Below are 23,749 nucleotides of genomic sequence, written 5' to 3' on the forward strand. Positions count from 1 at the left end.
ATGAGCGTAGTCACCAACACGACCACCATCGGCGCCATCGAGGCACCGAGCCGCCGCAACACCGAGCTTGCCCTGCTCGCCTTCGCCGTCGCCATCCCGGTGTTCGCGTACCTGAACGTCGGGCTCGCGCTCGACGGCAAGGTGCCCACGGGCATGCTCGGTTACGGCCTCGGCCTCGGCCTGCTCGCCGGCGTCGCCCACCTCGTGGTGCGCAAATTCGCCCGCTACGCCGACCCGCTGCTGCTGCCTCTGGCGACGCTGCTCAACGGTCTCGGGCTGGTACTGATCTGGCGTCTGGACCAGTCACCCCGGCTCATCCGGCTCGCCGAGCTCAGCTTCGGCGTCTTCAGCCCGTCCGCGACGAAGCAGCTCATGTACTCGGCGCTGGGCATCGCGCTCTTCGCGGCCGTCCTGATGCTCCTCAAGGATCACCGGATCCTCCAGCGCTACACGTACATCTCGATGGCCGTCGCGCTGTTCCTGCTGATCCTGCCCATGTTCTTCCCGGCCAGGAACGGCGCCAAGATCTGGGTCAGCATCGCCGGCTTCAACGTCCAGCCCGGTGAGTTCGCGAAGATCATCATCGCGATCTTCTTCTCCGGTTATCTGATGGTCAAGCGCGATGCCCTGGCCCTCGCCAGCCGCCGCTTCATGGGGCTCTACCTGCCCCGCGGACGCGACCTCGGACCGATCCTCGGCATCTGGGCCCTCTCGATCCTCATCCTGGTGTTCGAGACCGACCTCGGTACCTCCCTGCTCTTCTTCGGCCTCTTCGTGGTCATGCTCTACGTCGCCACCGAGCGGACCAGCTGGATCGTCTTCGGCCTGCTGATGTCGGTCGGCGGAGCCGTCGGCGTCGCCACCTTCGAACCGCACGTCCAGGCCCGCGTCAACGCCTGGCAGGATCCGTTCTCCTGTTACGCGACCGACGGCGCCTGCCAGCAGATCGGCGACGCCCTGCTGTCCTTCGGCTCCGGCGGCACGCTCGGCACGGGGCTCGGCCAGGGCAACTCCGACCTCATCGGCTTCGCCGCCAACGCCGACTTCATCCTCACCACCGTCGGTGAGGAGCTCGGCCTCGCCGGCACGATGGCGTTCCTGCTGCTGTACGGGCTGATCGTGGAGCGCGGCGTACGTACCGCCCTCGCCGCCCGCGACCCCTTCGGCAAGCTCCTCGCCATCGGCCTCTCCAGCGCCTTCGCCATCCAGGTCTTCGTGGTCGCGGGCGGCGTCATGGGGCTCATCCCGCTGACCGGTATGACCATGCCGTTCGTCGCGGCCGGCGGCTCCTCCGTACTCGCCAACTGGGCCCTGATCGGCATCCTGATCCGTATCAGCGACACCGCGCGGCGGCCCGCACCGGCCCCGGCTCCCTCACCCGACGCCGAGATGACCCAGGTGGTCCGACCGTGAACAAGCCCCTGCGCCGCATCGCGATCTTCTGCGGGCTGCTCGTCCTCGCGCTGCTGATCCGGGACAACTGGCTCCAGTACGTCCGTGCCGACGAGCTGAACTCGCACAAGAACAACCGCCGCGTCCTGATCGAGCGGTACAGCGCCGAGCGCGGCAACATCATCGTCGACGGCAAGCCCATCACCGGCTCCGTCAAGACGGACGACACCGACTTCGTCTACAAGCGCACGTACACCAACGGGCCCATGTGGGCGCCCGTCACCGGCTACGCCTCGCAGGCCTTCGACGCCAACCAGATCGAGAAGCTGGAAGACGGCATCCTCACCGGCAACGACGACCGGCTCTTCTTCGACCGCACCATGGGCATGTTCACGGGCAAGGAGAAGAGGGGCGGCAACGTCGTCACCACCCTCAGCGGCGCCGCCCAGAAGGCCGCCTTCGAGGGACTGGGCGACAAGAAGGGCGCCGTCGCCGCGATCGACCCGCAGACGGGCAAGATCCTCGCGCTGGCCTCCACCCCCAGCTACGACCCCGCCACGTTCGCCGGCAACAGCAACAAGGACACCAAGGCCTGGGTCGGCCTGGACAAGAAGAACAACCCCGACGACCCGATGCTCAACCGGGCGCTGCGCCAGACCTACCCGCCCGGCTCGACCTTCAAGGTGGTGACCGCGGCCGCCGCCCTGGAGCACCGGCAGGTCACGGACATCGACGCGGCCACCGAGACGCCGCTGCCGTGGATCATGCCCGGCACCACCACCCCGCTGAGGAACGAGGGCAACATCCCCTGCGAGAACGCCACGCTGCGGACCGCGCTGCGCGTCTCCTGCAACACCGTCTTCGGCAAGCTCGGCGCGGACCTCGGCAAGGACAAGATGCTGGAGACCGCGAAGAAGTTCGGCTTCAACCAGGAGCAGTTCATCCCGGTACGCGCGGACGCGTCGGTCTTCCCCGAGGAGCTGAACGCCTCGCAGACCGCGCTCTCCTCGATCGGCCAGTTCGACACCCGTACCACCCCGCTCCAGATGGCCATGGTCACCGCCGCGATCGCCAATGACGGCAAGCTGATGAAGCCGTACATGATCGACCGTCTTGAGTCGCCGAGCGTGGACGTGCTCGACAAGAACGAGCCCGAGGAGCTGAGCCGCCCCCTCAGCCAGGAGAACGCGCAGAAGCTCCAGAGCATGATGGAGACGGTCGTCAACGAGGGCACCGGCCAGAAGGCGCGCATTCCGAACGTGACCGTCGGCGGCAAGACCGGTACCGCCCAGCACGGCGAGAACAACAGCAAGAACCCGTACGCCTGGTTCATCTCGTACGCCAAGGCGGACAACGGCTCCCCGGTCGCCGTCGCGGTCGTCGTCGAGGACAGCAATGCCAGCCGTGACGACATCTCCGGCGGCGGCCTCGCGGCCCCGATCGCGAAGAGCGTGATGAAAGCAGTCCTCGACAGCAAGAAGTGACGCCGGTCACGGCTCACGTCCATTCCTGCACATTGCGATACCGGTCGTATATCAGGTGACCGTTACGGGCCAACCGCATGCGGCGTGCCCGGTAGCGTAGGCGCGAACAGCACACCGCCGGACCACACACCGGTGCGGTCGGGACTGACGGAGAGGGCTGGAACGTTATGGAAGAGCCGCGTCGCCTCGGCGGCCGGTACGAGCTGGGCTCGGTGCTCGGCCGTGGTGGCATGGCGGAGGTCTACCTCGCGCATGACACCCGGCTCGGTCGCACCGTCGCCGTGAAGACGCTCCGGGCGGACCTCGCCCGCGATCCGTCCTTCCAGGCCCGGTTCCGCCGAGAGGCCCAGTCGGCCGCCTCGCTCAACCACCCGGCGATCGTCGCGGTCTACGACACCGGCGAGGACTACGTCGACGGGGTGTCCCTCCCGTACATCGTGATGGAACACGTCGACGGATCGACCCTGAGAGAGCTGCTGCACTCCGGGCGCAGACTCCTGCCCGAGCGCACGCTGGAGATGACGGTCGGGATCCTCCAGGCACTGGAGTACTCCCACCGCAACGGCATCGTCCACCGGGACATCAAACCGGCCAACGTCATGCTGACGCGCACCGGCCAGGTCAAGGTCATGGACTTCGGCATCGCCCGCGCCATGGGCGACTCCGGGATGACGATGACGCAGACCTCCGCCGTCATCGGCACCGCGCAGTACCTCTCCCCCGAGCAGGCCAAGGGCGAGCAGGTCGACGCGCGCTCGGACCTTTACTCCACGGGCTGTCTGCTCTACGAACTGCTGACGGTCCGGCCCCCGTTCATCGGGGACTCCCCGGTGGCCGTCGCCTACCAGCACGTACGGGAAGAGCCGCAGACGCCCAGCGTCTTCGACCCGGAGATCACGCCCGAGATGGACGCGATCGTGCTGAAGGCCCTCGTCAAGGACCCCGACTACCGCTACCAGTCGGCCGACGAGATGCGTGCCGACATCGAGGCGTGCCTCGACGGCCAGCCCGTCGCCGCCACGGCGGCCATGGGCGCGGTCGGCTACGGCGGCGGCGGATACGGCGGCCCCCCGGACCAGCCGACGACGGCGATGCGCCAGGGCGACCCGGGCGGCCAGACCTCCATGCTCCCGCCCGTCGGCCCGGACGACGGCGGCTATGGCGGCTACGACGACCGCCCGGCCCGGCGCCGGCAGAAGAAGTCCAACACCTCGACGATCCTGCTGGCGGTCGCGGGCGTCCTGGTGCTGGTCGGCGCCATCCTGATCGGCAAGTCGGTCTTCGGCGACAACGGCGGAAGCAGTCGGCTGGATGTCCCCCAGCTCGTCGGCAAGACACTCACCGAGGCCCAACAGCTCGCGGAGAACGCGAGCGTGAAGGTCGCGCAGTCCGGCTCGGAACGCTGCGACGTGCCCAAGGGCTCCATCTGCAGCCAGATCCCGGCCAGCGGCAAGATGGGCCAGGGCGAGACCATCCAGGTCGTCGTCTCGGAGGGCGCTCCGCAGGTCAAGGTCCCGGACGTCACCGACAAGCAGAAGGACAAGGCGACCGACATTCTGGAAGGCGAGAACTTCCAGGTCGATTACAAGACGGAGGAGTCGGAGGAGGACCCCGGGACGGTGCTCGCACAGGACCCGGAGGGCGGCTCCATGGTCGAGAAGGCGTCCAAGATCACGCTGACGATCGCCACCCAGAGCCAGATTCCCGTTCCGGACGTGACCGGCCTGCTGGTGGACAACGGCGAGCCCCAGCTGAAAACGCTCGGCTTCACGGTCGTACGGAACGACGTGGACTCGCAAGAGGCCCCGGGCACCGTTATTGAGCAGGACCCGCCGGGCGGCACCAAGGCCGCCAAGGGCTCACAGGTCACCCTGAAGGTCTCCAAGGGCCCGAAGCAGGAGAAGGTCCAGATCCCCGAGATCCGCGGCAAGACCTTCGGAGAGGTCCAGGGCACGCTCCAGGGGATGGGCCTCAATGTCGCGCTCGCGCCGAACTCGCCGAACGACCCCAACGCCCTAGTGATAAACAGCGATCCCGAGCCCGGTAAGGAAGTCAACAAGAACGACACCGTCACCCTGACCACCGTGCCCGGCCAGGGCAACAACGGCGGAGGCAACAACAACGGAGGCGGCTTCTTCGGCGGCCCCTCCGGCGTCGGCTTCCGTAGCAAGGACTGACAAGCAGGACAGGCGGTACGCGAACAGCCCCGGCACCCTTCGTAAGGGTGCCGGGGCTGTTCCGTGCCCTCTCCAGGTGCGGCCGCTAGCGCAGCTCAGGCGGGGGCGTGCGGTTCTTGTCGACCTTTTCCGTGCGCTCCAGCTCGGCCCAGACGATGTAGCGGTAGTCCGAGGTGTAGATCGGCGTGCAGGTCGTCAGGGTGAGGTAGCGGCCGGCCTTCTTCTTCCCCGACTCCTTGGGGACCGGCTGGAGTACGTCCACGTTGTACTTCGAGGTCTTCGGAAGCTCCTTGAAGACCTTGTAGATGTACCAGGTGTCGCGGGTCTCGAAGACGACCGGATCGCCGGTCTTGAGCTTGTGGATGTTGTGGAACCTCGCCCCGTGGCCGTCCCGGTGCGCGGCCAGGGTGAAGTTGCCCTTCTCGTCCCAGGGGAGGGCCGACTTGACGGGCTCGGTGTAGTAGCCGGCGATCCCGTCGTTCAGTGACGAGGTCGAGGTGCCCTTCTTGACCAGCACCTCGCCCGTGTCCATCGCGGGGACGTGCAGAAAGCCGATGCCGTCCTCGGAGTCGTAGGTCCGGGGAGCGGCGCCAGGCTTCTTCTCCTGCGCCCAGCCGTGGCGTACGTCGTCGCCCTGCTTCGCGGCCTCGCGGTCGGCCAGGACGTTCGTCCACCACAGCGAGTAGACGACGAAGAGACCGAGCACCACGCCCGCGGTGATGAGCAGTTCGCCGAAGACGCTGACGGCGGCCGCGAGCGGGCCCCTGGGGCGGCGGGCCCGTACGGGAGCCGGGGCCGGAGCCGCGTCCGACGGCGGCGGTGCGTCGGCCTGCTCGTCGTGCTCGGTACTCGCTGCCACCGCACCCGTCCCCAAAGTCCCTGAAGTGTGTCCGCGCTCCGAGCGGCGTCAGCCGACGAGAGCGTCGGGCTTGCCCTTGCTGCGCGGCCGTTCGTCCACCATCTTGCCCCACACGATCATCCGATAGGTACTGGTGAACTCCGGGGTGCACGTCGTCAGCGTGATGTAGCGACCGGGCTCCGTGAACCCCGAACCCGGCGGCACCGGACCGATCACGCTCACATTCGACGGCGACGTCTGCGGCAGGAGCCGGGTCATGTCGTACGTGTAGTACGCGTCCCGCGTCTCGACGATGATCTCGTCGCCCGGCTTCAACTGGTTGATGTAGCGGAAGGGTTCGCCATGGGTGTTGCGGTGGCCGGCCACCGCGAAGTTGCCCTGCTTGTCGGCGGGCATCGCCGTCTTGAGGCGGCCTTCCGCGTAATGGCCGACCATGCCGTGGTCGAGGACCTTCGGCTTGCTGATGCCCTCGGCGATCGGCACGACGACGTCCAGCTTCGGAATATGCATGATGGCGAAGCCCTGCCCCGGCTCGAAGGCGCCCGGCTGCCGTTCCTTCGTCCAGCTGTCCTGGATCTTGTTCGCCTCGTTGCCGGTGAACTGGCCGGCTCGGATGTTCGTCCACCAGAGCTGGTATGTGACGAACAGCAGCATCAGGACGCCGAAGGTGATGAACAGCTCGCCGACCGCCCGGCTGGCGATGACGGCGGGGCTCTCCTTGCGGGCACGCGCCGCGCGCCGCGCCTCGACCCGGGAGAGCGGTCTGGCGGGCGCCTGCTCCTCTGAGCCGTGCCCGGCGTCGGCCCCGGCGGGCTCGGCGCGTCTACGGCCCCGGCCACCGCCCTTGGCGGCCCTGCGCCGCTCGGCCCGGCCCCCGGTCACGGGCTCCGCCTCGACCGCCCGGCGCGTGTCCGCGGTCCGGAGTCCGACGGTCTGATCATCCAGCCGGGGCTCAGGCACAGGAGGCGCGGGGGCGGGTACATGTACGGGCGCCGGTTCGGGTACAGGCGCGGGCCCGGGTACGCGTACGGGCGCGGGCGCGGGATCCGGCTCGGGTACGGGTATCAGGGCCGGATCGGCCGCCGGCGTCGTACCGTCCGCGTAGTACGAGGGCGTGCCGGACTCCGGTCCCCGGGGGGCTTCCGCCGCGTACTGGCGGTAGTAGTCGCCGGACCACTCCGGCCCCGGGGCCGTGGCTTCCGGTACGGGCTCCGGCTGCCGGGGGCCCCGGTGCCGCCCCTGCTTCCGTACCGGCGGCGGCCCCTGCTCCTGGCCCTGCCCCTGTTGTCCCGGGAGCGGATCGTTCAGCGGGTCCGCCAGCCCGTCCACCGCCGCCTCGAACGCTCCGGAGTCCCCGTACCCTCCCTGCTCGTACGAGGCTCCGTAACCCGCGTCGTGTTCGGGGCGGAGTGCCGTCACGCGAGCGCCTTGCCCACCACCGGCGCCAGCCCCGTCGACCGGCCCACCGCACCCGGATCGCCGCACTGCGCCAGCCAGTTGGCCAGCATCAGATGCCCATGCTCGGTGAGGACCGACTCCGGGTGGAACTGCACACCCTCGACGGCCAGTTCACGGTGGCGTACGCCCATGATGATGCCGTCCGCGGTGCGCGCCGTGACCTCCAGCTCGGCCGGCAGCGCGGCGGGCTCCGCCGCGAGCGAGTGGTACCGGGTCGCCGTGAACGGCGAAGGCAGCCCCGCGAAGACGCCCTTGCCCTCGTGCGTGACGAGCGACGTCTTGCCGTGCAGCAACTGGGGGGCGCGGCCGACGACACCGCCGTACGCGACCGCCATCGACTGCATCCCGAGGCAGACCCCGAAGACGGGCACGCCGGTCTCGGCGCAGTGACGCACCATCTCGACGCAGACACCGGCCTGTTCGGGCGTACCGGGCCCGGGGGAGAGCAGAACGCCGTCGAAGCCGTCCTGGGCGTGAGCGGTCGTCACCTCGTCGTTGCGCAGCACCTCGCACTCGGCGCCGAGCTGGTAGAGGTACTGGACGAGGTTGAAGACGAAGCTGTCGTAGTTGTCGACAACGAGAATGCGCGCGCTCATCCGGCCGCCCCCTCTCCGTCGACCGTCACATCGTTGAACGGCAGCAGCGGCTCCGCCCACGGGAAGACGTACTGGAACAGCACATAGACGACGGCGAGCGCCAACAGGAGCGAGATCGCCGCCCGCAGCCACACGTTGCCCGGCAGATGCCGCCAGATCCAGCCGTACATGCTGTCCCTTCCGTCCGGTACCGCGCCAGGCGGTACGGCACCAGACTAAAGGGCTCCACCGACACATGGGCGGTTCATCGGTCAGCTGCACAGAGGTTCGGGGGTTGCTCTTCGTCACAAGGGCGCGCACCAGCCACCCCGGCGGCTGCCCGCCCGCTATCCGACCGGCTCCGCGTAGTGCAGATCCACCGTGCCCGTGTAGCCCGGCAGCGTCTCCTTGCCGTGCTCGTCGATCTTCCAGCCGAGGCCGTACGCCTTGACGTAGAGCTGGTAGTTCTGGATCGCCGGGGAGTCGGCGAGCGCCTTGCGGAGCTTGCCCTGGTCACCAACAGCGGTGATCTTGTAGGGCGGCGAGTAGACGCGGCCCTGGAGGATCAGCGTGTTCCCCACGCACCGTACGGCGCTGGTGGAGATCAGCCGCTGGTCCATGACGCGGATGCCCTCCGCGCCGCCCTTCCACAGGGCGTTGACGACGGCCTGCAGATCCTGCTGGTGGATGACGAGGTCATTGGGCTGCGGTTCGGGATAGCCGGGGTTGGCCGTGGCGTTCGGCGGGGCGTCGTCGAGCGTGACGGTGAGCGCCCGGCCGGTGACCTTCTTGGTGCCCGCGCCCTTCTCCAGGGCGTTCAGCCTGGCGTCCTCGGCGTCGGTGGTGCCGTGGTCGCGGCTGACGAGGGTGTCGATGTCGTGCCGTACCGCCGCGTTGGCATCGCCCAGCTCGGCGTTCTTCCGGTCGCGTTCGTGGATCAGGTCGGAGAGCTTGAGCAGCGAGGTGTCGGTACGGATGTTGGTGCCCTTGGCCGTGTTGAAGCTGGTCACGAAGATCAGCCCGGCGAGGGCGAAGACGGCAGCCGTGAGCAGCCGGACGGGCCGCCTGTTCGGTCGGCGGACCGGCCCTGGGGGAGAGTCGGCGGAATTGCTCAACGTACCCTTATCTCCTTAGGCGCCGCGGAAGCACTACGCTAACGGACGCCCGGGGGCGGCGGTGTTCCCCCTGCTCTCCGCCCCGGCACACCGTTTCAGTCCCCCTGCGCGGTCACGCAGCGCATCGACAGGAGAGTCCCTCGTGCCGAAGTCACGTATCCGCAAGAAGGCCGAATTCACGCCGCCTCCGGCCGCGAAGCAGACGGTCAACCTCAAGCTGACCAACCGGAGCTGGGTGGCCCCGGTCATGCTTGCCCTGTTCCTGATCGGCCTCGCCTGGATCGTCGTTTTTTATGTGACCGAGGGCGATCTTCCGCTGCAGAGCTTCGGGAACTGGAACATCGTGGTCGGGTTCGGCTTCATCGCCGCCGGCTTCGGTGTCTCGACCCAGTGGAAGTAGCGGGTCCACCACTCCGCCGTCAAGCTCTGCCCCGACTTATCCACAGCGTTGTCCACAGCAGGGGAAAAGGTCAGACGATCTGTGGATAACTCCACGGGACGTTGACGCCGGTGTGACTGCATCCGCCATTCTGATGACGCGCTCGCCCCTTGTCGCCACTGGTCAAACCCACATCGGCGACAAGGGGCACGCACGTTCCCCACAGGATGCACAAGATCCGCCACACTCTGTGGACAACTGTGGAGTACGGGCCGTCCTCGCGGAGTCACGCTCAGGTGAGCCGGGCGCGACAGGCGGCGTGAGACGGCTCAGGTGAGTGAGGCCGTTCTGGCCACGACGATCACGACCGTCGCCACCAGCACCAGCGCGCACGTGCCGTACTGCACGAGAGCCCGCCGCTCGCGGGGCGCGTGCACCATCCCTATGGCGATCACCACGCCCGCCACCAGCCCGCCGACGTGTGCCTCCCAGGCGATGTTGGACCAGGTGAAGGTGAAGAGCAGATTCAGCGCCAGCAGGACCAGGACCGGCCGCATGTCGTAGTTGAGCCGCCGCATCAGGACGACGGTCGCGCCGAGCAGCCCGAAGATCGCGCCGGAAGCGCCCAGCGAGGGCTGGTTCGGTGCGGCGAGGAGATACGTCAGCGCGCTGCCGGCCAGCCCGGAGAGCAGATAGAGCGCCAGGAAGCGGACGCGGCCGAGAGCCGCCTCCAGCGGCCCGCCGAGCCACCACAGCCCGAGCATGTTGAAGGCGATGTGCCAGATCTCCTGGTGCAGGAACATGGCGGTGACCAGCCGGTACCACTCGCCGTCCGCGACGCCGACGATACGGTCGAACCCGGGGCTGAAGGCGTAACCGATCAGGTCGAGGTCCTGGACGAGGCGATACCGGTCGTCCACCGCGAGGACGGCGACGAATACCGCGACATTGATGCCCAGCAGGATCTTGGTGAGCAGCCGGGGATCGGCCGCGACCGTGCCGCCGGCGAGGGTGCGCGGCCGGTTGGCGCTCGCTCCGTGCCCCGTACCCGAGCCCTGCCGGACGCATTCCGGGCACTGGAAGCCGACAGAGGCACTGATCATGCACTCGGGGCAGATGGGGCGCTCGCAACGCGTGCAGCGTATGCCCGTCTCCCGGTCCGGATGCCGGTAACAGCTGGGCAGGCCTTCGGTGACGGCAGGCTGGTCCTGGCCTCCGTGGCCGCCTGGCGGGTGGTCCATCGGTCCCCTCGGTCCTCGTGACGGCGGACGGTGCCCGGCACGGCACAGCGCACCGCCCCGCCCGTCCGGTATGTAACCACTACGGACGGGCAGGGCGGGATGGTTCCCCGAACCGGGGAACCGGACGGTGGTGAGCGGTCAGCGCGTCTCGATGACGACCGACTCGATCACGACCTCCTTCAGCGGGCGGTCGGTGCGCGGGTTGGTCTGGGTACCGCCGATGGCGTCCACGACCTTCTTGCCGGCCTCGTTGGTGACCTCGCCGAAGATGGTGTGCTTCCGGTTCAGCCACGTGGTGGGCGCCAGGGTGATGAAGAACTGCGAGCCGTTGGTGCCCGGGCCCGCGTTCGCCATCGCCAGCAGGTACGGCCTGTCGAAGCCGAGGTCCGGGTGGAACTCGTCCTCGAACTTGTAGCCGGGGCCACCGGTGCCGTTGCCCAGCGGGTCCCCGCCCTGGATCATGAAGCCGCTGATCACGCGGTGGAAGACAGTGCCGTCGTACAGCCTGTCCGTGGTCTTCTGGCCGGTCTCCGGGTTGACCCACTCCCGCTCGCCCTGCGCGAGCTCGACAAAGTTCTTGACCGTCTTCGGCGCGTGGTTCGGCAGGAGCCGTACCTCAATGTCGCCGTGGTTGGTCTTCAGGGTGGCGTAAAGCTGCTCGGCCACGATCTGCCTTCCGTAAGTCTTCTCTGACTCTCACGATCCTCGCACGGAAGGCGGCGGAAGACGGAAGGGGGACGGCAGGAGACATGCCGAGGCGGCGGTGTGGTCACGCCGGAACCCGCGCATGCTGGAGAGAGGGGTGACATCGTCACCCATGAGTACGTACGGGCATGAGTACGTACGGAATGTACGCGGAGGACCGCGATGTCCGGGCATCACTCACGTCGCCTTCCATGACCCGGATGCCCGCAACGCATGCCGAGACCGAGCCCAGCAGGCATGATCTCGAAAAGGGTGGATAGGCGAAATACGGAACGCCACCGAGGAGGATGATCCTGTGACCCGCATGGACAGCGTGCGCGCCGCTACCGGTTCGGCAAAGGAGAGCGTGCAGCACGCCGCGGTAGTGGTGGCCCCTTACGCCGGTACGGCCAAGGAACAGGCCGCTCTGGCCAAGGCACAGGCCGCGCTCTACGCCCGCGAGGCGCGTGTACGGCTCGCCCCGACAGTATCGAAGGCCGCTCAGCAAGCTCGTGTTCAGTACGGCGCCCATGTGGCGCCCCGGGTACCCCCAAAGGTCGATAAGGCCGCGCACCGCGCCGCGGTGCGCACTCGTCGGGCCGCCCGTCAGGCGGCGGATTACACGGTGCCGCGAGTGAATCAGGCGGTGGCCACCGCACAGCCGGTGGCCGAACAGGCCGCGGCACGTTCCGCGGCCGCCCTGGCCGCTCTGCGCGGACAGGTCACGGCGAAAGAGATCCAGAAGCTGGTGAGGAAGCATGAACGGCGGGCCAGGGCCGGCCGGGTGGCCAAGGGCCTGGCGGTCCTCTGCGTGCTGGCCGGTGGGGCTTTCGCCGCCTGGAAGTGGTGGGACAAGCAGGCGAATCCGGACTGGCTCGTGGAGCCGCCGGCCGCTACCGAGGTCTCGGAGCGTGGTCCGCTGACGTCCATGGACGGCAGCCATGTGGTCGATCCACTGGATCCGGAGGTCCAGGCGAAGCAGGCCGAGGCGGAGGCGTCGGAGAACGACCGGGACGACCGTCCCTGACCACACGGACCACGGAACAGACCACGGAGATCACAGACCGGGCGTGGCACTCGCCGCGCCTGTAGTCCATGTTGTCCGCGCTCTTGCCGTCCGCGCTCTTGCCGTCCGCGCTCTCGCTGTTCACGTTCTGGCTGTTCGTGTTCTCGCTGTCCGCGTCGTCCTCGTCGCGCCACCGGCGTACGGGGTTCGGCGACGGGCGCACCGGAGGTGAGGGGCGCCGGGAGACCGCGGGGTTCCCGGCGCCTCACGCCGCGACGAGCGCCGCGTCGGCGGCGTACGCGCTCACCTGCGCCGCGCGGGGGTCGGTGTCGCTCGGCACATCCGCCGGCAGATGACGGACCGACGGTGACGAGCCATGCGCCTCGGCGCGGATACGCTGCTTGATCGTGGGCGGCAGCGACCTGCCGCGTGGCAGCGACCTGGGTACGGTCGCCCTGGCCGGAGTGGCCTCGGTGACGTGGTGCGCGGCGGCGGGTGCCGGCGCGGGCTGCTCGGCCGGCTGCCGCACGGCATTGCCGGCGGCAGCGGCCGGGGCGGTCAGCCCCAGGGAGGCGAGCACCGCGAAGAACGCGGTGATGAAGACAGTCCACAGTTTCTTGACCTTGAAGGCGGCCATGACCCCTCGCTTTCGGGTTGAGCGGTTTACATACCTTCCTCATGATGTGGACGCATCTTGAGAATCCACGGAGCTACGCCGCCGTCCGGCAGTTCTTCGGATGAACACCACTCGTACGGTCCAACCGGCCCCGCGGATCCGCGGCCTCAGCGCGCCCGACGCCGTACCCGAAGCAGCGCTTCCCCGTCGCCGACCGACGCGTACGAGCGAACGTCAGCGCACGTCAGCGCCCCTCCAGCGCCTCCGGCACTCCCCTCTTCGCCGGCCGAGGCACGACTTCCGCCACACCGCCACCCGGAGAGATCGCCGCTGGGCAGGGCTCACCATCTGCTCGGCCGCGCGGCGTCACCCGCCTGCCGCTCAGGGCGCGCCGTATCGGCGCAAACCGGAAAGGCTGATGCTCTCGCCACACCGCTCGGCAGAAGAGAAAGAGAGAACGCCATGACGCTGCGCCCGTCCCGCGAGCTCATACGCTCGCGGCCCGTCGCCGCCCTCGCCTCCGTGTGCTCCGTGGCGGCGCTCGCGGCGCCCGCCCCCGCCATCGCCGAGGGCGCTTCCTCCGGCTCGGGCGGCGGCATAGCCAAGCCGACGGTGGTGCTGGTGCACGGCGCGTTCGCCGACGCCTCCGGGTGGGACGGCGTGGTGGAACGGCTTCAGCGCGACGGGTATCCCGTCATAGCCCCGGCGAACCCGCTGCGCGGGCTGGCCAGTGACTCCGCCTACATCGCCGGCGTCCTGAAGAGCGTCAAGGGTCCGGTCATCCTCGCCGGCCACTCCTACGGCGGCGCGGTGATCGGCGAGGCCGCCGCCGGCAACCGCAACGTCAAGGCGCTGGTGTACATCTCGGCCTTCATGCCCGACAAGGGGGAGGCGCTCGGGGCGCTGGGCGCGAAGTTCCGCGGCAGCCGGCTCAATCCGGCGCTCAGACAGGTGCCGTTCCAGAACGGCGACGGCACGACGGGCACCGATCTGTACATCAAGCCCGACAAGTTCCACCAGGTCTTCGCGGCGGACCTCGCGGCCTCCACCGCCGCGCAGATGTCCGCCACCCAGCGCCCGATCAGCGCGTCGGCCTTCACGGAGAAGGCCGACGCCGCCGCCTGGAAGACCATCCCGTCCTGGTTCCTCGTGGCCACCAAGGACCATGCGATAGCCCCGGACCTGGAGCGCTTCGAGGCGAAACGGGCGGGCTCCCACACCATCGAGGTGAATTCCTCGCACGTGGCGATGATCTCCCACCCCGGCACCGTCACCAGCCTCATCCTCGACGCCATCCGCACCGAGGCCTCCGGCACCCCGTCCCTGGCCACGACGGGCGGCAATGCCTCAGCCACCGGTCTGATCGGCGTCGTCGCGATCGTCGCGGGCGTGGGCCTGATCGTGGCCGTACGCAGACACCAGGCACGCGGCCGCTGACCCGGCCAACGGAAGGGAAGCGGGGCGGCGGACCAGTGCGCCCAGGAGAAGGACCGCGATGCGGGACGAGGACGAGCCCCATCCCGAGCCCGCACACCAGCAGCCCGGGAATGAGCTGCCAGGGCGGGAGCTCCGTCTCGCCTGGAGCGCGATGACGGCCAGACCCGGTGCCATGCCCAGCAGACCGGACATCACCAGGTACTTGCCGTTGACGCGGTCCGAAAGACGACGGCCGAGGAAGGTCTCGATGCGCCGCCACGCGTCAGCGGCGGCTTCCGGGTGCGGGCCCATGCCGGTCACGCGGAACGGCCGCATCAGGCGCGGGCCGACCTCCGCGTCGTTCAGGAGGGCGTGCCCGGCCTTCGGGTACTCCTTCACGTCGTGGACGACGCCGAGCCGCTCCAGCGCCGAATCCAGCCTCTCTGCGGCGCCCTTGAGCATCCGGTCGCGTCCGCCGTAGCTCGCGACGACGGGACAGGCCCCGGCCAGCGTCTCGTCCAGTTTCCTGGGGAGCGTCCCGTAGTTGGCGGAGCCGCGTCGAAGCCGCCCCGCGCCGCCGACATCACGGCGAAGGCACCGCCCATGCGGAAGCCGATGATGCCCACCGCGCCGGTGCAGTCGGGGCTCTCGGCGAGGAAGGTCCGGGCCGCCGCGATGTCGTGGCCGTGTCGATGCGGCGCGGGCTGTCCGAGAAGACGAACCCGATGGCACCGGCACCTGCGTCGACGGCCGTGTCGACGTCCCTCTCGGTTTTCAGACCGCGGATCTTGATGAACACGGAGTTGCTCAGGCTGGTGCTCCGTTGTGGCGTCCATTGGTCCGGTTGCGGGTGCGAGTTTGCTGATGGCCGGCTGGTCAGTTCGGGGCGGTGGTTCCGGCGACCACGTCGACGGCGAGACGGCGATGCGCGGCGAAGAAGCCTGAGGGCGGTGTCGGTGTCGCGGGCACGCAGAATGGCGACGAGCCCGCGGTGCTCCTCCGGGATGCGCGTGAGGTAACCCTCGGTGCTGTGGGTGATCCGGGTCAGCAGGAACAGGTGAACCTGGCAGCGGATGGCCTCCCACGCGTCCTGCAGGCGCAGATGTCCGGCGGCGGCGAAGACAGCGTCGTGGAAGGCGATGTCCAGGGAGCCGGACGACCTGCGCGAAGGTTGCCCGCCCACAGGCCGGTTGAGTGACTTTCAGCCCAGCTCAGAACGGGCCGCCGCTCACGGCTTGAGGTGCTGTAGATAGGAAAGCTCAACCGGGCACTCGGGCTGCGGGCATGCCGACAGTTCGCAGAGTCGACAGACGACAGTTGCGTGGTCTGCGCTTCGAGGCAGGGTTTCGAGGACGGTGGCGAGGAGGCGTTCGAGATGCCGACGGTCATCAGGGAGCAGCGGCGCCAGAACAGTCGCGAGTACCTTCGATCGGGCAGCTAGCACATCGGCTGCCTTTTCGTGTCCCGCCGGCGTCAGGGTCAGCGCGACAGCCCTACGGTCCTTGTCGGTCCGGCCACGACGGACGAGGCCGTGCGCCTCAAGCTGCGCCACCATCCGCACTGCCGCCGAGTGCGTCAGGCCGGTTCGGCGACCCACCTCCATGATGGTGATCCCCGGGTGGTCTGCCAGTTGTACCACCGCGGCATCCGCCGTCGTCACCCTGAGCTCATCAGTTACCGCGACACACAAGGCACCAAGGAGGTTCTCCACTCGCAATTCATGTGCAACACTCATACATATATTGTCCCGCATTCCAAGGTGGTTGTCCAGATGACGCGTGGTGTCTCGTTTGGCGTGGGGGCCGGTCTGCTCTGGGGTCTGGCCTTCGTCCTTCCGGGTCTCGTTCCGCGCTGGTCGGCACTGACGCTCACCACCGGTCGGTATCTGGCCTACGGGGCGGTGTCGGTTGTGGTCCTCACCGTCATCGCACGGCGCCAGCCGGGCACGCTGGAGACGCTTCGCCGCCACTGGCGGCCCGCATTGGTGTTCGCGGCCACCGGCAACGTCGGCTACTACCTTCTTCTCGTGGTCGGCATCCAGACGGTCGGCGCTCCCGTCGCCACAGTCGTCGTAGGGTCGACGCCGGTGGTGGTTGCGGCGGTGTCAAACATTCGCGAGCGCCTTTACGCGTGGCGTCGGATCGCGCCACCTCTGATCCTGGTCGGCGTTGGGTTGGCAACGGTCAGCGGCCCGAACGTGCTGCGGCCGGCAGGGTCTTCCCTGGCAGCTGTGCTGGGCATCGTGGCAAGTGCAGGCGCGGTCGCTCTGTGGACGACCTACGGGATCGGCAACGCGACGTTCTTGCGCCGCCACCGCGAGATAGGAGGGTCCTCGTGGTCGGCGACCGTCGGGATCTTCACCGGCCTGCTCGCATTGGCGCTTGTGCCCATGGCTGTCCTCCTCGGACCTGTCGAGGCTGGCCGAGGGGTGACTGGTAGCGACATCGGGGGCATTGTTGCGGTAAGCGCCGCGCTGGGGTGCGTGGTCTCCTGGGGTGGCACGTGGTCGTGGAACGAAGCATCCAGCCGGTTGTCGACGACTTTCGCCGGCCTGCTCATCGCCACCGAAACGATCTCCGGATACACCTACTCCTACATCCTCGACGCCCGCCTGCCCCCGTCGACAGAACTGCTTGGTCTCGGCCTTGTCGTTGCAGGTGTCGTTGCCGTCACAGGTATCCGCCCCCGAACCCCGTCCTCGCAGACGCCGGGCACTCGAACTCGCGCAGTTCGGTGGTGAGTTCGTCGAGGGCGGGGCCGGCTGGGACGTTGCGGTACCAGACGTAGTTGAGCAGCCGCTGCCCCTTGGCGATACCGCCGTCCAATCCGGGGACCGGATACAGGACCGCTGGCCGGTTTTGCCGGCGAGTTGGAAGCGGTAGTTGCGTTCGTCTTCGCTTAGGCGCAGGGCGCCGGCCAGGGCGTCGAGGACTCCCGGGGAGGCGCCGGCCAGACGGCCTTGCTCCAGCCGTGTGTAGTAGTCGGTGCTGATCGAGGCGAGCTGGGCCACCTCCTCGCGGCGCAGGCCCGACCCGCGGCGGGACTGCCCGGGTGTGGACAGGCCGACGTCCGCCGGGTCGAGGCGGCTGCGGAGTGCTTTGAGGAAAGCGGCGAGTTCCCTGGGACGGTCTGTGTGCGCTCATGCCACTCAGCGTCTTCCATGGAAAGAACGGCATGAAGGAGCACGACGAACCTAGGAAAACTCCTTCCCAGGAAGACTTTCTCCCCTGGTCAGGGCGGTGGGACCGCCAAATACTTGAGACCGAGCCCGAGAAAACTTCCCCTGAAAGGCAGTCAGCCATGCGTATCGACATCACCTTTGACAGCCACGGCAACCGTCTGGCCGGCCACCTTTACCTCCCTGAGGGGCGTACCGGGGCGGTTCCGGGGGTCGTTGTGGTCGGAGCCGCCTCCGGTACCAAGGAGCAGTCCCCGGCGGCCTACGGCGCCCGGCTCGCCGAACTGGGGTATGCGGCCCTGGCGTTCGACCACACCAGTTACGGCGACAGCGAGGGCCTGCCCCGCTTCGACGAGGACCCCTATGCCAAGTCCGAGGACATCAAGAACGCGGTGACGTTCCTCGTGGGCCGCGACGAGGTCGACCGGGAGCGGATCGGGGCGGTCGGTGTCTGCGGCGGAGGCGGCTACGTTCCCTACGCCGCCGTCGCCGACCGGCGGATCAAGGCGGTCGCGACGGTCAGCGGCCTGCCCGACCTGCGCGCCACCATCACCAGCGGTTACGCGGGCGACTGGCGCCAGACGATGGGCGCCGCCGCCGCGGCGCGCGAGGCGTACGCACAGGGCGCGGAAGCGCAGTACGTGCCCTTCATGCCCGATGGCGACGGCGGTGAGTGGGTCAACAACGGCAAGAAGTTCTACCTCACCGACCGCAACCAGGACCCCGCCTGGAACAACAAGATGCTGCTGTGGTCGTACGACAAGATGGCCCAGTTCTCCGCCGTGGACACCATCGAACTCCTCGCGCCCACCCCGCTGCTGCTCATCGCCGGCACCAAGGCCGAGACACTCCAGCAGAGCCAGGCCGCCTACGCCGCCGCCCAGGAACCGAAGGAACTCTTCCTCATCGAGGGCGGCACCCACTTCGACTTCTACGACCTGCCCCAGTACGTAACCCCCGCCGTCACCAAGATCGACAGCTTCCTGCGCACCCACCTCTGAACGCCCTCGTTTCGGCAGCCACCCATCCCGCCCCCGGCCCCGCCCCCGCCCCCGGCAAAGAGCCGGGAGCCGGGAGCCGGACACCGCGGCGGCTGCCTGGACAGCGCACCCATAGCCGGCCTTTCCGACACCCCGGATCAGGAGATCCCCCGACATGGACGCCACCGCAGTGGAGAGCCTCGGCGCGGGCAAGTACCTGCTCGTCACCAGCTACCGCAAGAACGGGGCCCCCGTCCCCACCCCCGTCTGGGTCGTACGCGACGGCGACACCCTCGGCATCTGGACCCCCGCCGACTCCTACAAGGCCAGACGCATCCGCAACCGGAACGACATCCTCGTCGGCCCCTGCGACCTGCGCGGCAACCCCCTCGGCGACCAGGTCCCGGCCACCGCCGAGGTCTGCGACCCCGACACCACCAACCGCTACCGCAAACTCATTGCCCGCAAATACGGCCTCACTGGTCGACTGACCCTCCTCGGCAGCCACTTTCGTCGCGGGCCCGGATCCACCGGTATCCGCATCACCCTCAGCGGCAATGAACCCTCACGGGACGCCTGACCGCAACCATCACGCGGTGGGGATCAGGGTGCTGGCCACCGCGCCCCGCAGGCCGCCCTTGCTGCCCAGTCGACGTGCGGTCCTGCTGACGCTGCGCCGCCCTGTGGCAGGCTGACGCCCGCCGCGGCGAGATTGCCGACGCGATCGTTTCGCGCCACCGCAACCCGGGCTACTTCCCGGACATCGAGCTGCCCGCCTCGCTGACGGCCACGACCGATCCGGCCATCGCGCTGGACGGCGCGGACTACCTCCTGCTGTCCGTTCCCGCGCAGTCTCTGCGCCAGTGCCTGGCGGCATGGACGGCGCGAGCCGAAGTGCGCGAGCGGGTCTGGAGGGTGGCCGGTACCGAACGCGGGCGGGCAGGTGATCGTGGACTTCACCGGGGTCCTCGCTCTGGCGCACTCCGAGAAGCCGTGGCCGCGAGTCGGGCAGTCCGCAGTCAGGCTGTGGGCATGCCAGGGGGCCTTGGAGCGGAAGGGACAAGTGGCGGGGGTTGCTCCTTGAGCTTGGGGGGCCGCTGCATCAGTTCGGAGGCCGCCTCGGCGAGGGTGACCTTGCCGTACAGCAAGGCGGTGACCACAGTCGTGATCGGCATATCGATGCCGTGGGTGCGAGCGAGGTCGAGGATCGCCTCGGCGCTCTTGACGCCCCCGGTGGTCTGCCGGGTTTCGGCGGCGGCCTCTCACTTGTCCTCACCATGGAGGGTGCTGTCGAACTTCTTCATGATCTCGGTGGCCTGTTCAGCCAGCCCGCCATCCGGAGCGGTCAGTACGACACGAGTGCCGTACTCGAACAGCGCCCACGACTTGCGGGGGCCGGCGAGAAGCCGCTGCCGCTGCCGGACGTCTGGCCGGTATCTCGGTGTCCGCGGCGGTCATCATGCCTGCGGAGCACCGACACCGGGTGACGATCGACCGGCGCCCATGGCGAATGGCGCGACTCCTGAACATGCGCGCCCACCAGTCCCAAGGCCGAAGCAGGTCATGCCACCGCGGCTGCGTCCTTCGGCGGCCTGGGCAGGAGCAGGGCGCTGAGGGCGCCCGCCAGGACGACCGCGGCGCATACGAGCAGGGCGATGCGGTAGCCGTGGACGGTGGCTGCGGCCGGAGTGGTGAGGTGGCTGTGGCCAGTGGTGGTGGCGGCGATGGTGACGAGCACGGCCAGGCCGACAGCCCCACCGATCTGGCGGCCCATGTTGATCAGTCATTGTTTTTGCCCCCGTCGTCGACGGCGAGGTGCTGCCGACGGCGCCGTGGCAGGCGCTGGCGGCCGGCGCCGGGCGGGATGTGGAGCTGATCGCGGGACACACCCGGGACGAGTTCCGGCTGTTCATGGCCTTTGGCGGGCAGCTCGGCAAGATCGGTGACGACCAGGCGGCGTCGGCGCTGCATGTGTTCGGTCCCGGCCCTGATGCGGAGCGGCGTTACCGCGAAGGTTTCCCGGGGGCCCCGGCGGAGCGGCTGTACGAACTCGTGCAGTCCGACTGGCTGTTCAGGATGCCCGCGCTGCGGCTGACCGAGGCGCAGATCGCCGGGGGCGGCCGTGCGCACATGTACGAGCTCACCTGGCAGGCCCCGGGCAACGGCGGCGTCATAGGCGCCGGCCATGGTCTGGACGGGCCGCTGGTGTTCGGCACCTTCGACATGCGCCTGGGCCCGCTGCTGCTCGGCCCCGCCCCGACCGCTGACGCGGTGGAGTTGTCGACCCGTCTCCGCACCGCCTGGACCGCCTTCGCCACCACCGGAGAGCCGGGCTGGCCCCGCTACGACGCCCGGCAACGCCTGGTCCAGGTCTTCGACTCACCGTCGGAGGTCGCCGTCTACCCGGAGGAGGTTTCCAGGCGCATCTGGCAGGATCACACGTTTGCCCCGCTGCCGTTGCTGGAGGCATAGCCCGGTGCTCTGCCGTGAAAGGGCGGAGCACCGGAGCGATACCCGGACAGGGGCAGCGGACTCGCCGCTGTCCCGCCGGAGACGCGTTCATCTGAGCCGAATGCAACCGCACCCGACTCCGCGAGCACCCCGAGTTCCGGAAACCGCACCCCTCGACAGCCGAGCCATGCGGCAACACGCCCTGCCAGGTTCAGGGGGAACTTCGATCCGGCCCGCACGCGCCTTGCGACCACGGTGCCGGCCGCGGCGGTCTCCCTCATGCCGCTATGGCAGCGATGATCTTGGCGGTGATGCGTTCGGCGTAGTCGTCGCCCAGAGGGGTCCTGATGACGGCCAGCCGCCAGTAGATCGGGCTGACCAGGAAGTCCAGGCCGAGTTCGACATCGGTGTCAGCAGGCAGCTCCCCGCGCTCGATGGCCTGGTGAAGGATGCGAGCCGCATTCTCGCGTCGAGGGGTGCGGATACTTGAGAGCAGGGCGTCGGCGAGTTCTTCGTTGCGTGCGGTCTCGGCCAGCAGGTCGAGGACGATGCGGGAGACCAGCGGGTGACTCAAGGCACTCATCGTGTCGCGAACGAACTGGGCGATGTCATCGTGCAGGTTTCCCGTGTCGCGGGGGCGTACGGCCGCCAGGGCGGCCCGGGAGGCCAGCTCGATGGTCATGGCCTGCTTCGAGGGCCAGCGCCGGTAGATGGCTGCTTTGCCGGCGCCGGCCCGTCTCGCGACGGCCTCGATCGACAACTTGCCGTATCCGACGGCGCCGAGCTCCTCGAAGAAGGCGACCTCCAGGGCGCGGGTCACGTCTCCTTGCAGGACGGGGCCGCCCGGCGTTCGTTTCGCAGCAGGTGCGGGTCCGGTGTGCATGTGCGCATCCTATTCGAGACGGATCGGTTGCGTCTCGGCTGAGGCAGACGTACGGTCGCAGTCGAGGCGGAACGGTTCCGCCTCGACTAGGAGGGGCATCCGATGAAGTTCCTTTTCGATGACGAGTCCTTCTCCTTCGAGACGCTGCGCGCGGCTGGGTTCGCTCACTACGGCGGCGCCGACCTGGGCGAGGTCATCGCCACTGTCCAGAACATCACGGAGGGCGACGAGGAGAGCTGGCACCGGGCCTGGAAGGCGACGGCCGAGCGGGCTCAGGCCATCGGCGAGCGGGCGCTGGCCGACGGGCACCGCGTGAGCGCGCGCGAGGCGCTGCTGCGGGCGTCGAACTACTACCGGACGGCCGAGTTCTACCTGCGCGAGCACCCCGCCACCGACCCGGAAGTCAAGCTGCTGTCCTCACGTTCGCACGACGCCTTCGCCACTGCGGCGGGGCTGTTCGACACGCCCGTCGAGCCGGTGGCCATTCCCTACGAGAACACCACACTGCCGGGCTATCTCTTCCTGGTCGACGACTCCGGCACCCCCCGCCCGACCGTCGTGTACACCAGTGGCTACGACTCGACCCTGGAGGAGTCCTACTTCGCCATCGCGGCCGCCGCGCTCAGCCGCGGCTACAACGCACTCGCCTTCGACGGACCCGGGCAGGGCGCGGCACTGCGCGAGCAGAAGCTGGTCTTCCGCCCCGACTGGGAAGCGGTGACGACGCCGGTCGTCGACTACGCCGTCAGCCGACCGGAGATCGCCGACGACAAGATCGTCCTGTTTGGCTACAGCCTGGGCGGCTACCTCGTGGCGCGCGCCGCGGCGTTCGACCAGCGCATCGCCGCGCTCATCCTCGACGACGGCATCCATGACTTCCACGCCGCCTTCGACCGGATGCTGCCGCCCGCGTTGACCCAGTGGATCAACGAGGAGCGCGACGACGTCGCCGTCCCGGTCCTGACCATGCTGGCCGGCGCCAACACCCAGGTGCGCTGGGCGCTGCGCAACGGCGTCTGGGCGATGGGGGCCACGTCCTTCGCCGATCTGGTCCGCAAGACCCAGGACTACACCCTCAGCGGTATCGCCGACCGGATCACTGCCCACACGCTGATCCTGAGCGCCGAGAACGACCAGTTCCTCAAGGGCCAGCCGGAACAGGTCGAGAAGGCGCTCACCAACGCGTCCACCACGCTCGTCACTCTCACCGAAGCCGAGGGGGCCGGGGAGCACTGCCACATGGGCGCGATGGGCCGGGCCCACCAGGTCATCTTCGACTGGCTCGACTCCGCCCTGCCGGCCGCAGCCTGACGGCGATCATCTCCGTCGAGACTCCGCAGGAGGCACAGAGCCTTACGGATGCCCGCGGGCCGTTGTGGTGAATCAGGCAGAGGTCTGCGCAGTCGGTGCCGGACGCCGCAGGCCCCGGTCGACCCCGGTCGACGATCGCCTTGTGCGCGGCGTCGGCCGGCAGCAGGTCCTCGGCGCCGGATGGCGAAGACGCTCGCGTGCGCGCTGCGGCCCGAGCCGGCAGTCCCAACGCGGCCCCCGGCGAGAGCGGGTGCCGGCAACGCTCGATGACAGTACGCCTTCACCCTGTCGCTTCGGCACTGGCGCCGCTCGGGCTGGTCAGCCGTGGTGCCCTACACGTGCGCGAGGCAATCACACGACCGAGCAGCCGAGTCGGACTGCCCGGCCGTCGACACGAAAGCGGCCTGACTGCCTACAAGCAAGGGGCTGGCCACCGAAGTCGCGCCTAGGGCCTGTGTGACGTCGTGATCAATCTTGTCGATCCGGATCCGCCTGGAAGACGGATCCGGTAGGAAGACGATCGTGACGCGCAGGCAACTCACCG

General features: G+C 68.8%; 23 protein-coding genes and 6 pseudogenes. 12 read left to right on the forward strand and 17 right to left on the reverse strand.

Annotated features, from left to right (window positions below; genetic code table 11):
- From IF11_RS0108940 to pknB, 3 genes are all read left to right on the forward strand, one after another.
- Nucleotides 1-1,413, forward strand: a complete 1,413-nt coding sequence (locus IF11_RS0108940; protein WP_030350940.1) for an FtsW/RodA/SpoVE family cell cycle protein — start codon at nt 1-3, stop codon at nt 1,411-1,413.
- Entirely contained in the window at nt 1,410-2,876 is a 1,467-nt protein-coding gene (locus IF11_RS0108945) for a peptidoglycan D,D-transpeptidase FtsI family protein (protein WP_030350941.1), read from the forward strand. Before IF11_RS0108940 ends, IF11_RS0108945 begins: the two co-directional genes overlap by 4 nt.
- Nucleotides 2,877-3,043: 167 nt before the next feature.
- Nucleotides 3,044-5,053 (forward strand): Stk1 family PASTA domain-containing Ser/Thr kinase, encoded by a 2,010-nt coding sequence (gene pknB, locus IF11_RS0108950; protein ID WP_030350942.1) that lies wholly within the window; start codon nt 3,044-3,046, stop codon nt 5,051-5,053.
- A gap of 85 nt (nt 5,054-5,138) precedes the next feature.
- Here pknB and IF11_RS0108955 read toward each other — a convergent pair whose 3' ends face one another.
- From IF11_RS0108955 to IF11_RS0108975, 5 genes are all read right to left on the reverse strand, one after another.
- Nucleotides 5,139-5,912, reverse strand: coding sequence for a class E sortase (locus tag IF11_RS0108955; protein WP_030350943.1), 774 nt, complete (start codon nt 5,910-5,912; stop codon nt 5,139-5,141).
- Between the two features lie 48 nt (nt 5,913-5,960).
- Complete coding sequence (locus tag IF11_RS0108960; protein ID WP_030350944.1) at nt 5,961-7,331, reverse strand: class E sortase; 1,371 nt, start codon at nt 7,329-7,331, stop codon at nt 5,961-5,963.
- Nucleotides 7,328-7,966, reverse strand: a complete 639-nt coding sequence (locus tag IF11_RS0108965; RefSeq protein WP_030350945.1) for an aminodeoxychorismate/anthranilate synthase component II — start codon at nt 7,964-7,966, stop codon at nt 7,328-7,330. Before IF11_RS0108965 ends, IF11_RS0108960 begins: the two co-directional genes overlap by 4 nt.
- Nucleotides 7,963-8,136, reverse strand: coding sequence for a hypothetical protein (locus tag IF11_RS40005; protein ID WP_030350946.1), 174 nt, complete (start codon nt 8,134-8,136; stop codon nt 7,963-7,965). Before IF11_RS40005 ends, IF11_RS0108965 begins: the two co-directional genes overlap by 4 nt.
- A 156-nt stretch (nt 8,137-8,292) precedes the next feature.
- Nucleotides 8,293-9,060: a DUF881 domain-containing protein gene (locus IF11_RS0108975; protein ID WP_030350947.1), complete on the reverse strand. Its 768-nt coding sequence runs from the start codon at nt 9,058-9,060 to the stop codon at nt 8,293-8,295.
- A 142-nt stretch (nt 9,061-9,202) separates the two neighbouring features.
- Between IF11_RS0108975 and crgA the strand changes: the two genes are divergently transcribed.
- A complete protein-coding gene (crgA, locus tag IF11_RS0108980) occupies nt 9,203-9,460 on the forward strand; it encodes a cell division protein CrgA (protein ID WP_030350948.1) in 258 nt (85 codons plus the stop codon).
- 308 nt (nt 9,461-9,768) lie between these two features.
- Here the strand turns inward: crgA and IF11_RS0108985 are convergent, their stop codons facing one another.
- Together IF11_RS0108985 and IF11_RS0108990 are read right to left on the reverse strand one after the other, a co-directional pair.
- Nucleotides 9,769-10,680: a rhomboid family intramembrane serine protease gene (locus tag IF11_RS0108985; protein WP_030350949.1), complete on the reverse strand. Its 912-nt coding sequence runs from the start codon at nt 10,678-10,680 to the stop codon at nt 9,769-9,771.
- A 138-nt stretch (nt 10,681-10,818) separates the two neighbouring features.
- Nucleotides 10,819-11,346: a peptidylprolyl isomerase gene (locus IF11_RS0108990; protein WP_030350950.1), complete on the reverse strand. Its 528-nt coding sequence runs from the start codon at nt 11,344-11,346 to the stop codon at nt 10,819-10,821.
- A 334-nt stretch (nt 11,347-11,680) separates the two neighbouring features.
- On the opposite strand from IF11_RS0108990, the gene IF11_RS0108995 reads away from it, so the two are divergent.
- On the forward strand, nt 11,681-12,391 hold the full coding sequence (locus IF11_RS0108995; RefSeq protein ID WP_030350951.1) for a DUF5324 family protein: 711 nt from the start codon (nt 11,681-11,683) through the stop codon (nt 12,389-12,391).
- Nucleotides 12,392-12,635: 244 nt separating this feature from the next.
- On the opposite strand, the gene IF11_RS0109000 is transcribed toward IF11_RS0108995, so the two are convergent.
- Nucleotides 12,636-13,007: a DUF6344 domain-containing protein gene (locus tag IF11_RS0109000; protein WP_030350952.1), complete on the reverse strand. Its 372-nt coding sequence runs from the start codon at nt 13,005-13,007 to the stop codon at nt 12,636-12,638.
- Nucleotides 13,008-13,448: 441 nt separating this feature from the next.
- On the opposite strand from IF11_RS0109000, the gene IF11_RS0109005 reads away from it, so the two are divergent.
- On the forward strand, nt 13,449-14,423 hold the full coding sequence (locus IF11_RS0109005; protein ID WP_030350953.1) for an alpha/beta fold hydrolase: 975 nt from the start codon (nt 13,449-13,451) through the stop codon (nt 14,421-14,423).
- Here the strand turns inward: IF11_RS0109005 and IF11_RS41950 are convergent.
- From IF11_RS41950 to IF11_RS38645, 4 genes and pseudogenes are all read right to left on the reverse strand, one after another.
- A pseudogene (locus IF11_RS41950) lies at nt 14,334-15,088 on the reverse strand (dienelactone hydrolase family protein); the annotation flags it as partial. The gene IF11_RS0109005 and the pseudogene IF11_RS41950 overlap by 90 nt on opposite strands.
- A pseudogene (locus IF11_RS40010) lies at nt 15,073-15,213 on the reverse strand (phosphoribosylanthranilate isomerase); the annotation flags it as partial. The pseudogenes IF11_RS41950 and IF11_RS40010, both read right to left, overlap by 16 nt.
- Nucleotides 15,214-15,390: 177 nt before the next feature.
- Nucleotides 15,391-15,585: pseudogene (locus tag IF11_RS41955) on the reverse strand (FCD domain-containing protein); the annotation flags it as partial.
- 45 nt (nt 15,586-15,630) lie between these two features.
- Nucleotides 15,631-16,137 carry a MarR family winged helix-turn-helix transcriptional regulator gene (locus IF11_RS38645; protein ID WP_157848421.1) on the reverse strand — a complete coding sequence of 169 codons (507 nt, stop codon included), beginning with the start codon at nt 16,135-16,137 and terminating at the stop codon, nt 15,631-15,633.
- A gap of 36 nt (nt 16,138-16,173) precedes the next feature.
- Between IF11_RS38645 and IF11_RS41550 the strand changes: the two genes are divergently transcribed.
- On the forward strand, nt 16,174-17,142 hold the full coding sequence (locus tag IF11_RS41550; protein WP_157848422.1) for a DMT family transporter: 969 nt from the start codon (nt 16,174-16,176) through the stop codon (nt 17,140-17,142).
- On the opposite strand, the gene IF11_RS43140 is transcribed toward IF11_RS41550, so the two are convergent.
- Nucleotides 17,072-17,227, reverse strand: coding sequence for a hypothetical protein (locus tag IF11_RS43140; protein WP_420894609.1), 156 nt, complete (start codon nt 17,225-17,227; stop codon nt 17,072-17,074). The genes IF11_RS41550 and IF11_RS43140 overlap by 71 nt on opposite strands.
- Nucleotides 17,228-17,343: 116 nt before the next feature.
- Nucleotides 17,344-17,463: pseudogene (locus IF11_RS42905) on the reverse strand (helix-turn-helix domain-containing protein); the annotation flags it as partial.
- 239 nt (nt 17,464-17,702) lie between these two features.
- On the opposite strand from IF11_RS42905, the gene IF11_RS0109025 reads away from it, so the two are divergent.
- The 3 genes and pseudogenes from IF11_RS0109025 to IF11_RS42910 form a co-directional block, all read left to right on the forward strand.
- Complete coding sequence (locus IF11_RS0109025) at nt 17,703-18,581, forward strand: alpha/beta hydrolase (protein WP_030350956.1); 879 nt, start codon at nt 17,703-17,705, stop codon at nt 18,579-18,581.
- Nucleotides 18,582-18,735: 154 nt separating this feature from the next.
- Nucleotides 18,736-19,140: a PPOX class F420-dependent oxidoreductase gene (locus IF11_RS0109030; protein ID WP_030350957.1), complete on the forward strand. Its 405-nt coding sequence runs from the start codon at nt 18,736-18,738 to the stop codon at nt 19,138-19,140.
- Between the two features lie 101 nt (nt 19,141-19,241).
- Nucleotides 19,242-19,448, forward strand: a pseudogene (locus tag IF11_RS42910) (hypothetical protein); the annotation flags it as partial.
- A gap of 131 nt (nt 19,449-19,579) precedes the next feature.
- Here IF11_RS42910 and IF11_RS42915 read toward each other — a convergent pair.
- Both IF11_RS42915 and IF11_RS0109035 read right to left on the reverse strand, forming a co-directional pair.
- Nucleotides 19,580-19,807, reverse strand: a pseudogene (locus IF11_RS42915) (hypothetical protein); the annotation flags it as partial.
- 314 nt (nt 19,808-20,121) lie between these two features.
- Nucleotides 20,122-20,334, reverse strand: coding sequence for a hypothetical protein (locus IF11_RS0109035; RefSeq protein ID WP_030350958.1), 213 nt, complete (start codon nt 20,332-20,334; stop codon nt 20,122-20,124).
- A gap of 41 nt (nt 20,335-20,375) precedes the next feature.
- Here IF11_RS0109035 and IF11_RS0109040 point away from each other — a divergent pair, with 41 nt between their 5' ends.
- Nucleotides 20,376-21,032, forward strand: a complete 657-nt coding sequence (locus IF11_RS0109040) for a carboxylesterase/lipase family protein (RefSeq protein ID WP_051745719.1) — start codon at nt 20,376-20,378, stop codon at nt 21,030-21,032.
- Between the two features lie 256 nt (nt 21,033-21,288).
- On the opposite strand, the gene IF11_RS0109045 is transcribed toward IF11_RS0109040, so the two are convergent.
- Nucleotides 21,289-21,831, reverse strand: a complete 543-nt coding sequence (locus IF11_RS0109045; protein WP_240627764.1) for a TetR-like C-terminal domain-containing protein — start codon at nt 21,829-21,831, stop codon at nt 21,289-21,291.
- A gap of 165 nt (nt 21,832-21,996) precedes the next feature.
- Between IF11_RS0109045 and IF11_RS0109050 the strand changes: the two genes are divergently transcribed.
- Entirely contained in the window at nt 21,997-23,205 is a 1,209-nt protein-coding gene (locus IF11_RS0109050; RefSeq protein ID WP_030350961.1) for an alpha/beta hydrolase family protein, read from the forward strand.
- Nucleotides 23,206-23,749 lie beyond the last annotated feature (544 nt).

The organism is Streptomyces scopuliridis RB72 (assembly GCF_000718095.1).
Lineage (GTDB): Bacteria > Actinomycetota > Actinomycetes > Streptomycetales > Streptomycetaceae > Streptomyces > Streptomyces scopuliridis.

Coding starts and splice junctions, on each gene's coding strand:
- IF11_RS0109050 (WP_030350961.1), top strand. CDS start 21,997: ATGAAGTTCCTTTTCGATGACGAGTCCTTCTCCTTCGAGACGCTGCGC.
- pknB (WP_030350942.1), top strand. CDS start 3,044: ATGGAAGAGCCGCGTCGCCTCGGCGGCCGGTACGAGCTGGGCTCGGTG.
- IF11_RS40005 (WP_030350946.1), bottom strand. CDS start 8,136: ATGTACGGCTGGATCTGGCGGCATCTGCCGGGCAACGTGTGGCTGCGG.
- IF11_RS0108985 (WP_030350949.1), bottom strand. CDS start 10,680: ATGGACCACCCGCCAGGCGGCCACGGAGGCCAGGACCAGCCTGCCGTC.
- IF11_RS0109000 (WP_030350952.1), bottom strand. CDS start 13,007: ATGGCCGCCTTCAAGGTCAAGAAACTGTGGACTGTCTTCATCACCGCG.
- IF11_RS0109035 (WP_030350958.1), bottom strand. CDS start 20,334: ATGGGCCGCCAGATCGGTGGGGCTGTCGGCCTGGCCGTGCTCGTCACC.
- IF11_RS38645 (WP_157848421.1), bottom strand. CDS start 16,137: ATGAGTGTTGCACATGAATTGCGAGTGGAGAACCTCCTTGGTGCCTTG.
- IF11_RS41550 (WP_157848422.1), top strand. CDS start 16,174: ATGACGCGTGGTGTCTCGTTTGGCGTGGGGGCCGGTCTGCTCTGGGGT.
- IF11_RS0108940 (WP_030350940.1), top strand. CDS start 1: ATGAGCGTAGTCACCAACACGACCACCATCGGCGCCATCGAGGCACCG.
- IF11_RS0109030 (WP_030350957.1), top strand. CDS start 18,736: ATGGACGCCACCGCAGTGGAGAGCCTCGGCGCGGGCAAGTACCTGCTC.
- IF11_RS0109005 (WP_030350953.1), top strand. CDS start 13,449: ATGACGCTGCGCCCGTCCCGCGAGCTCATACGCTCGCGGCCCGTCGCC.
- IF11_RS0109025 (WP_030350956.1), top strand. CDS start 17,703: ATGCGTATCGACATCACCTTTGACAGCCACGGCAACCGTCTGGCCGGC.
- IF11_RS0108965 (WP_030350945.1), bottom strand. CDS start 7,966: ATGAGCGCGCGCATTCTCGTTGTCGACAACTACGACAGCTTCGTCTTC.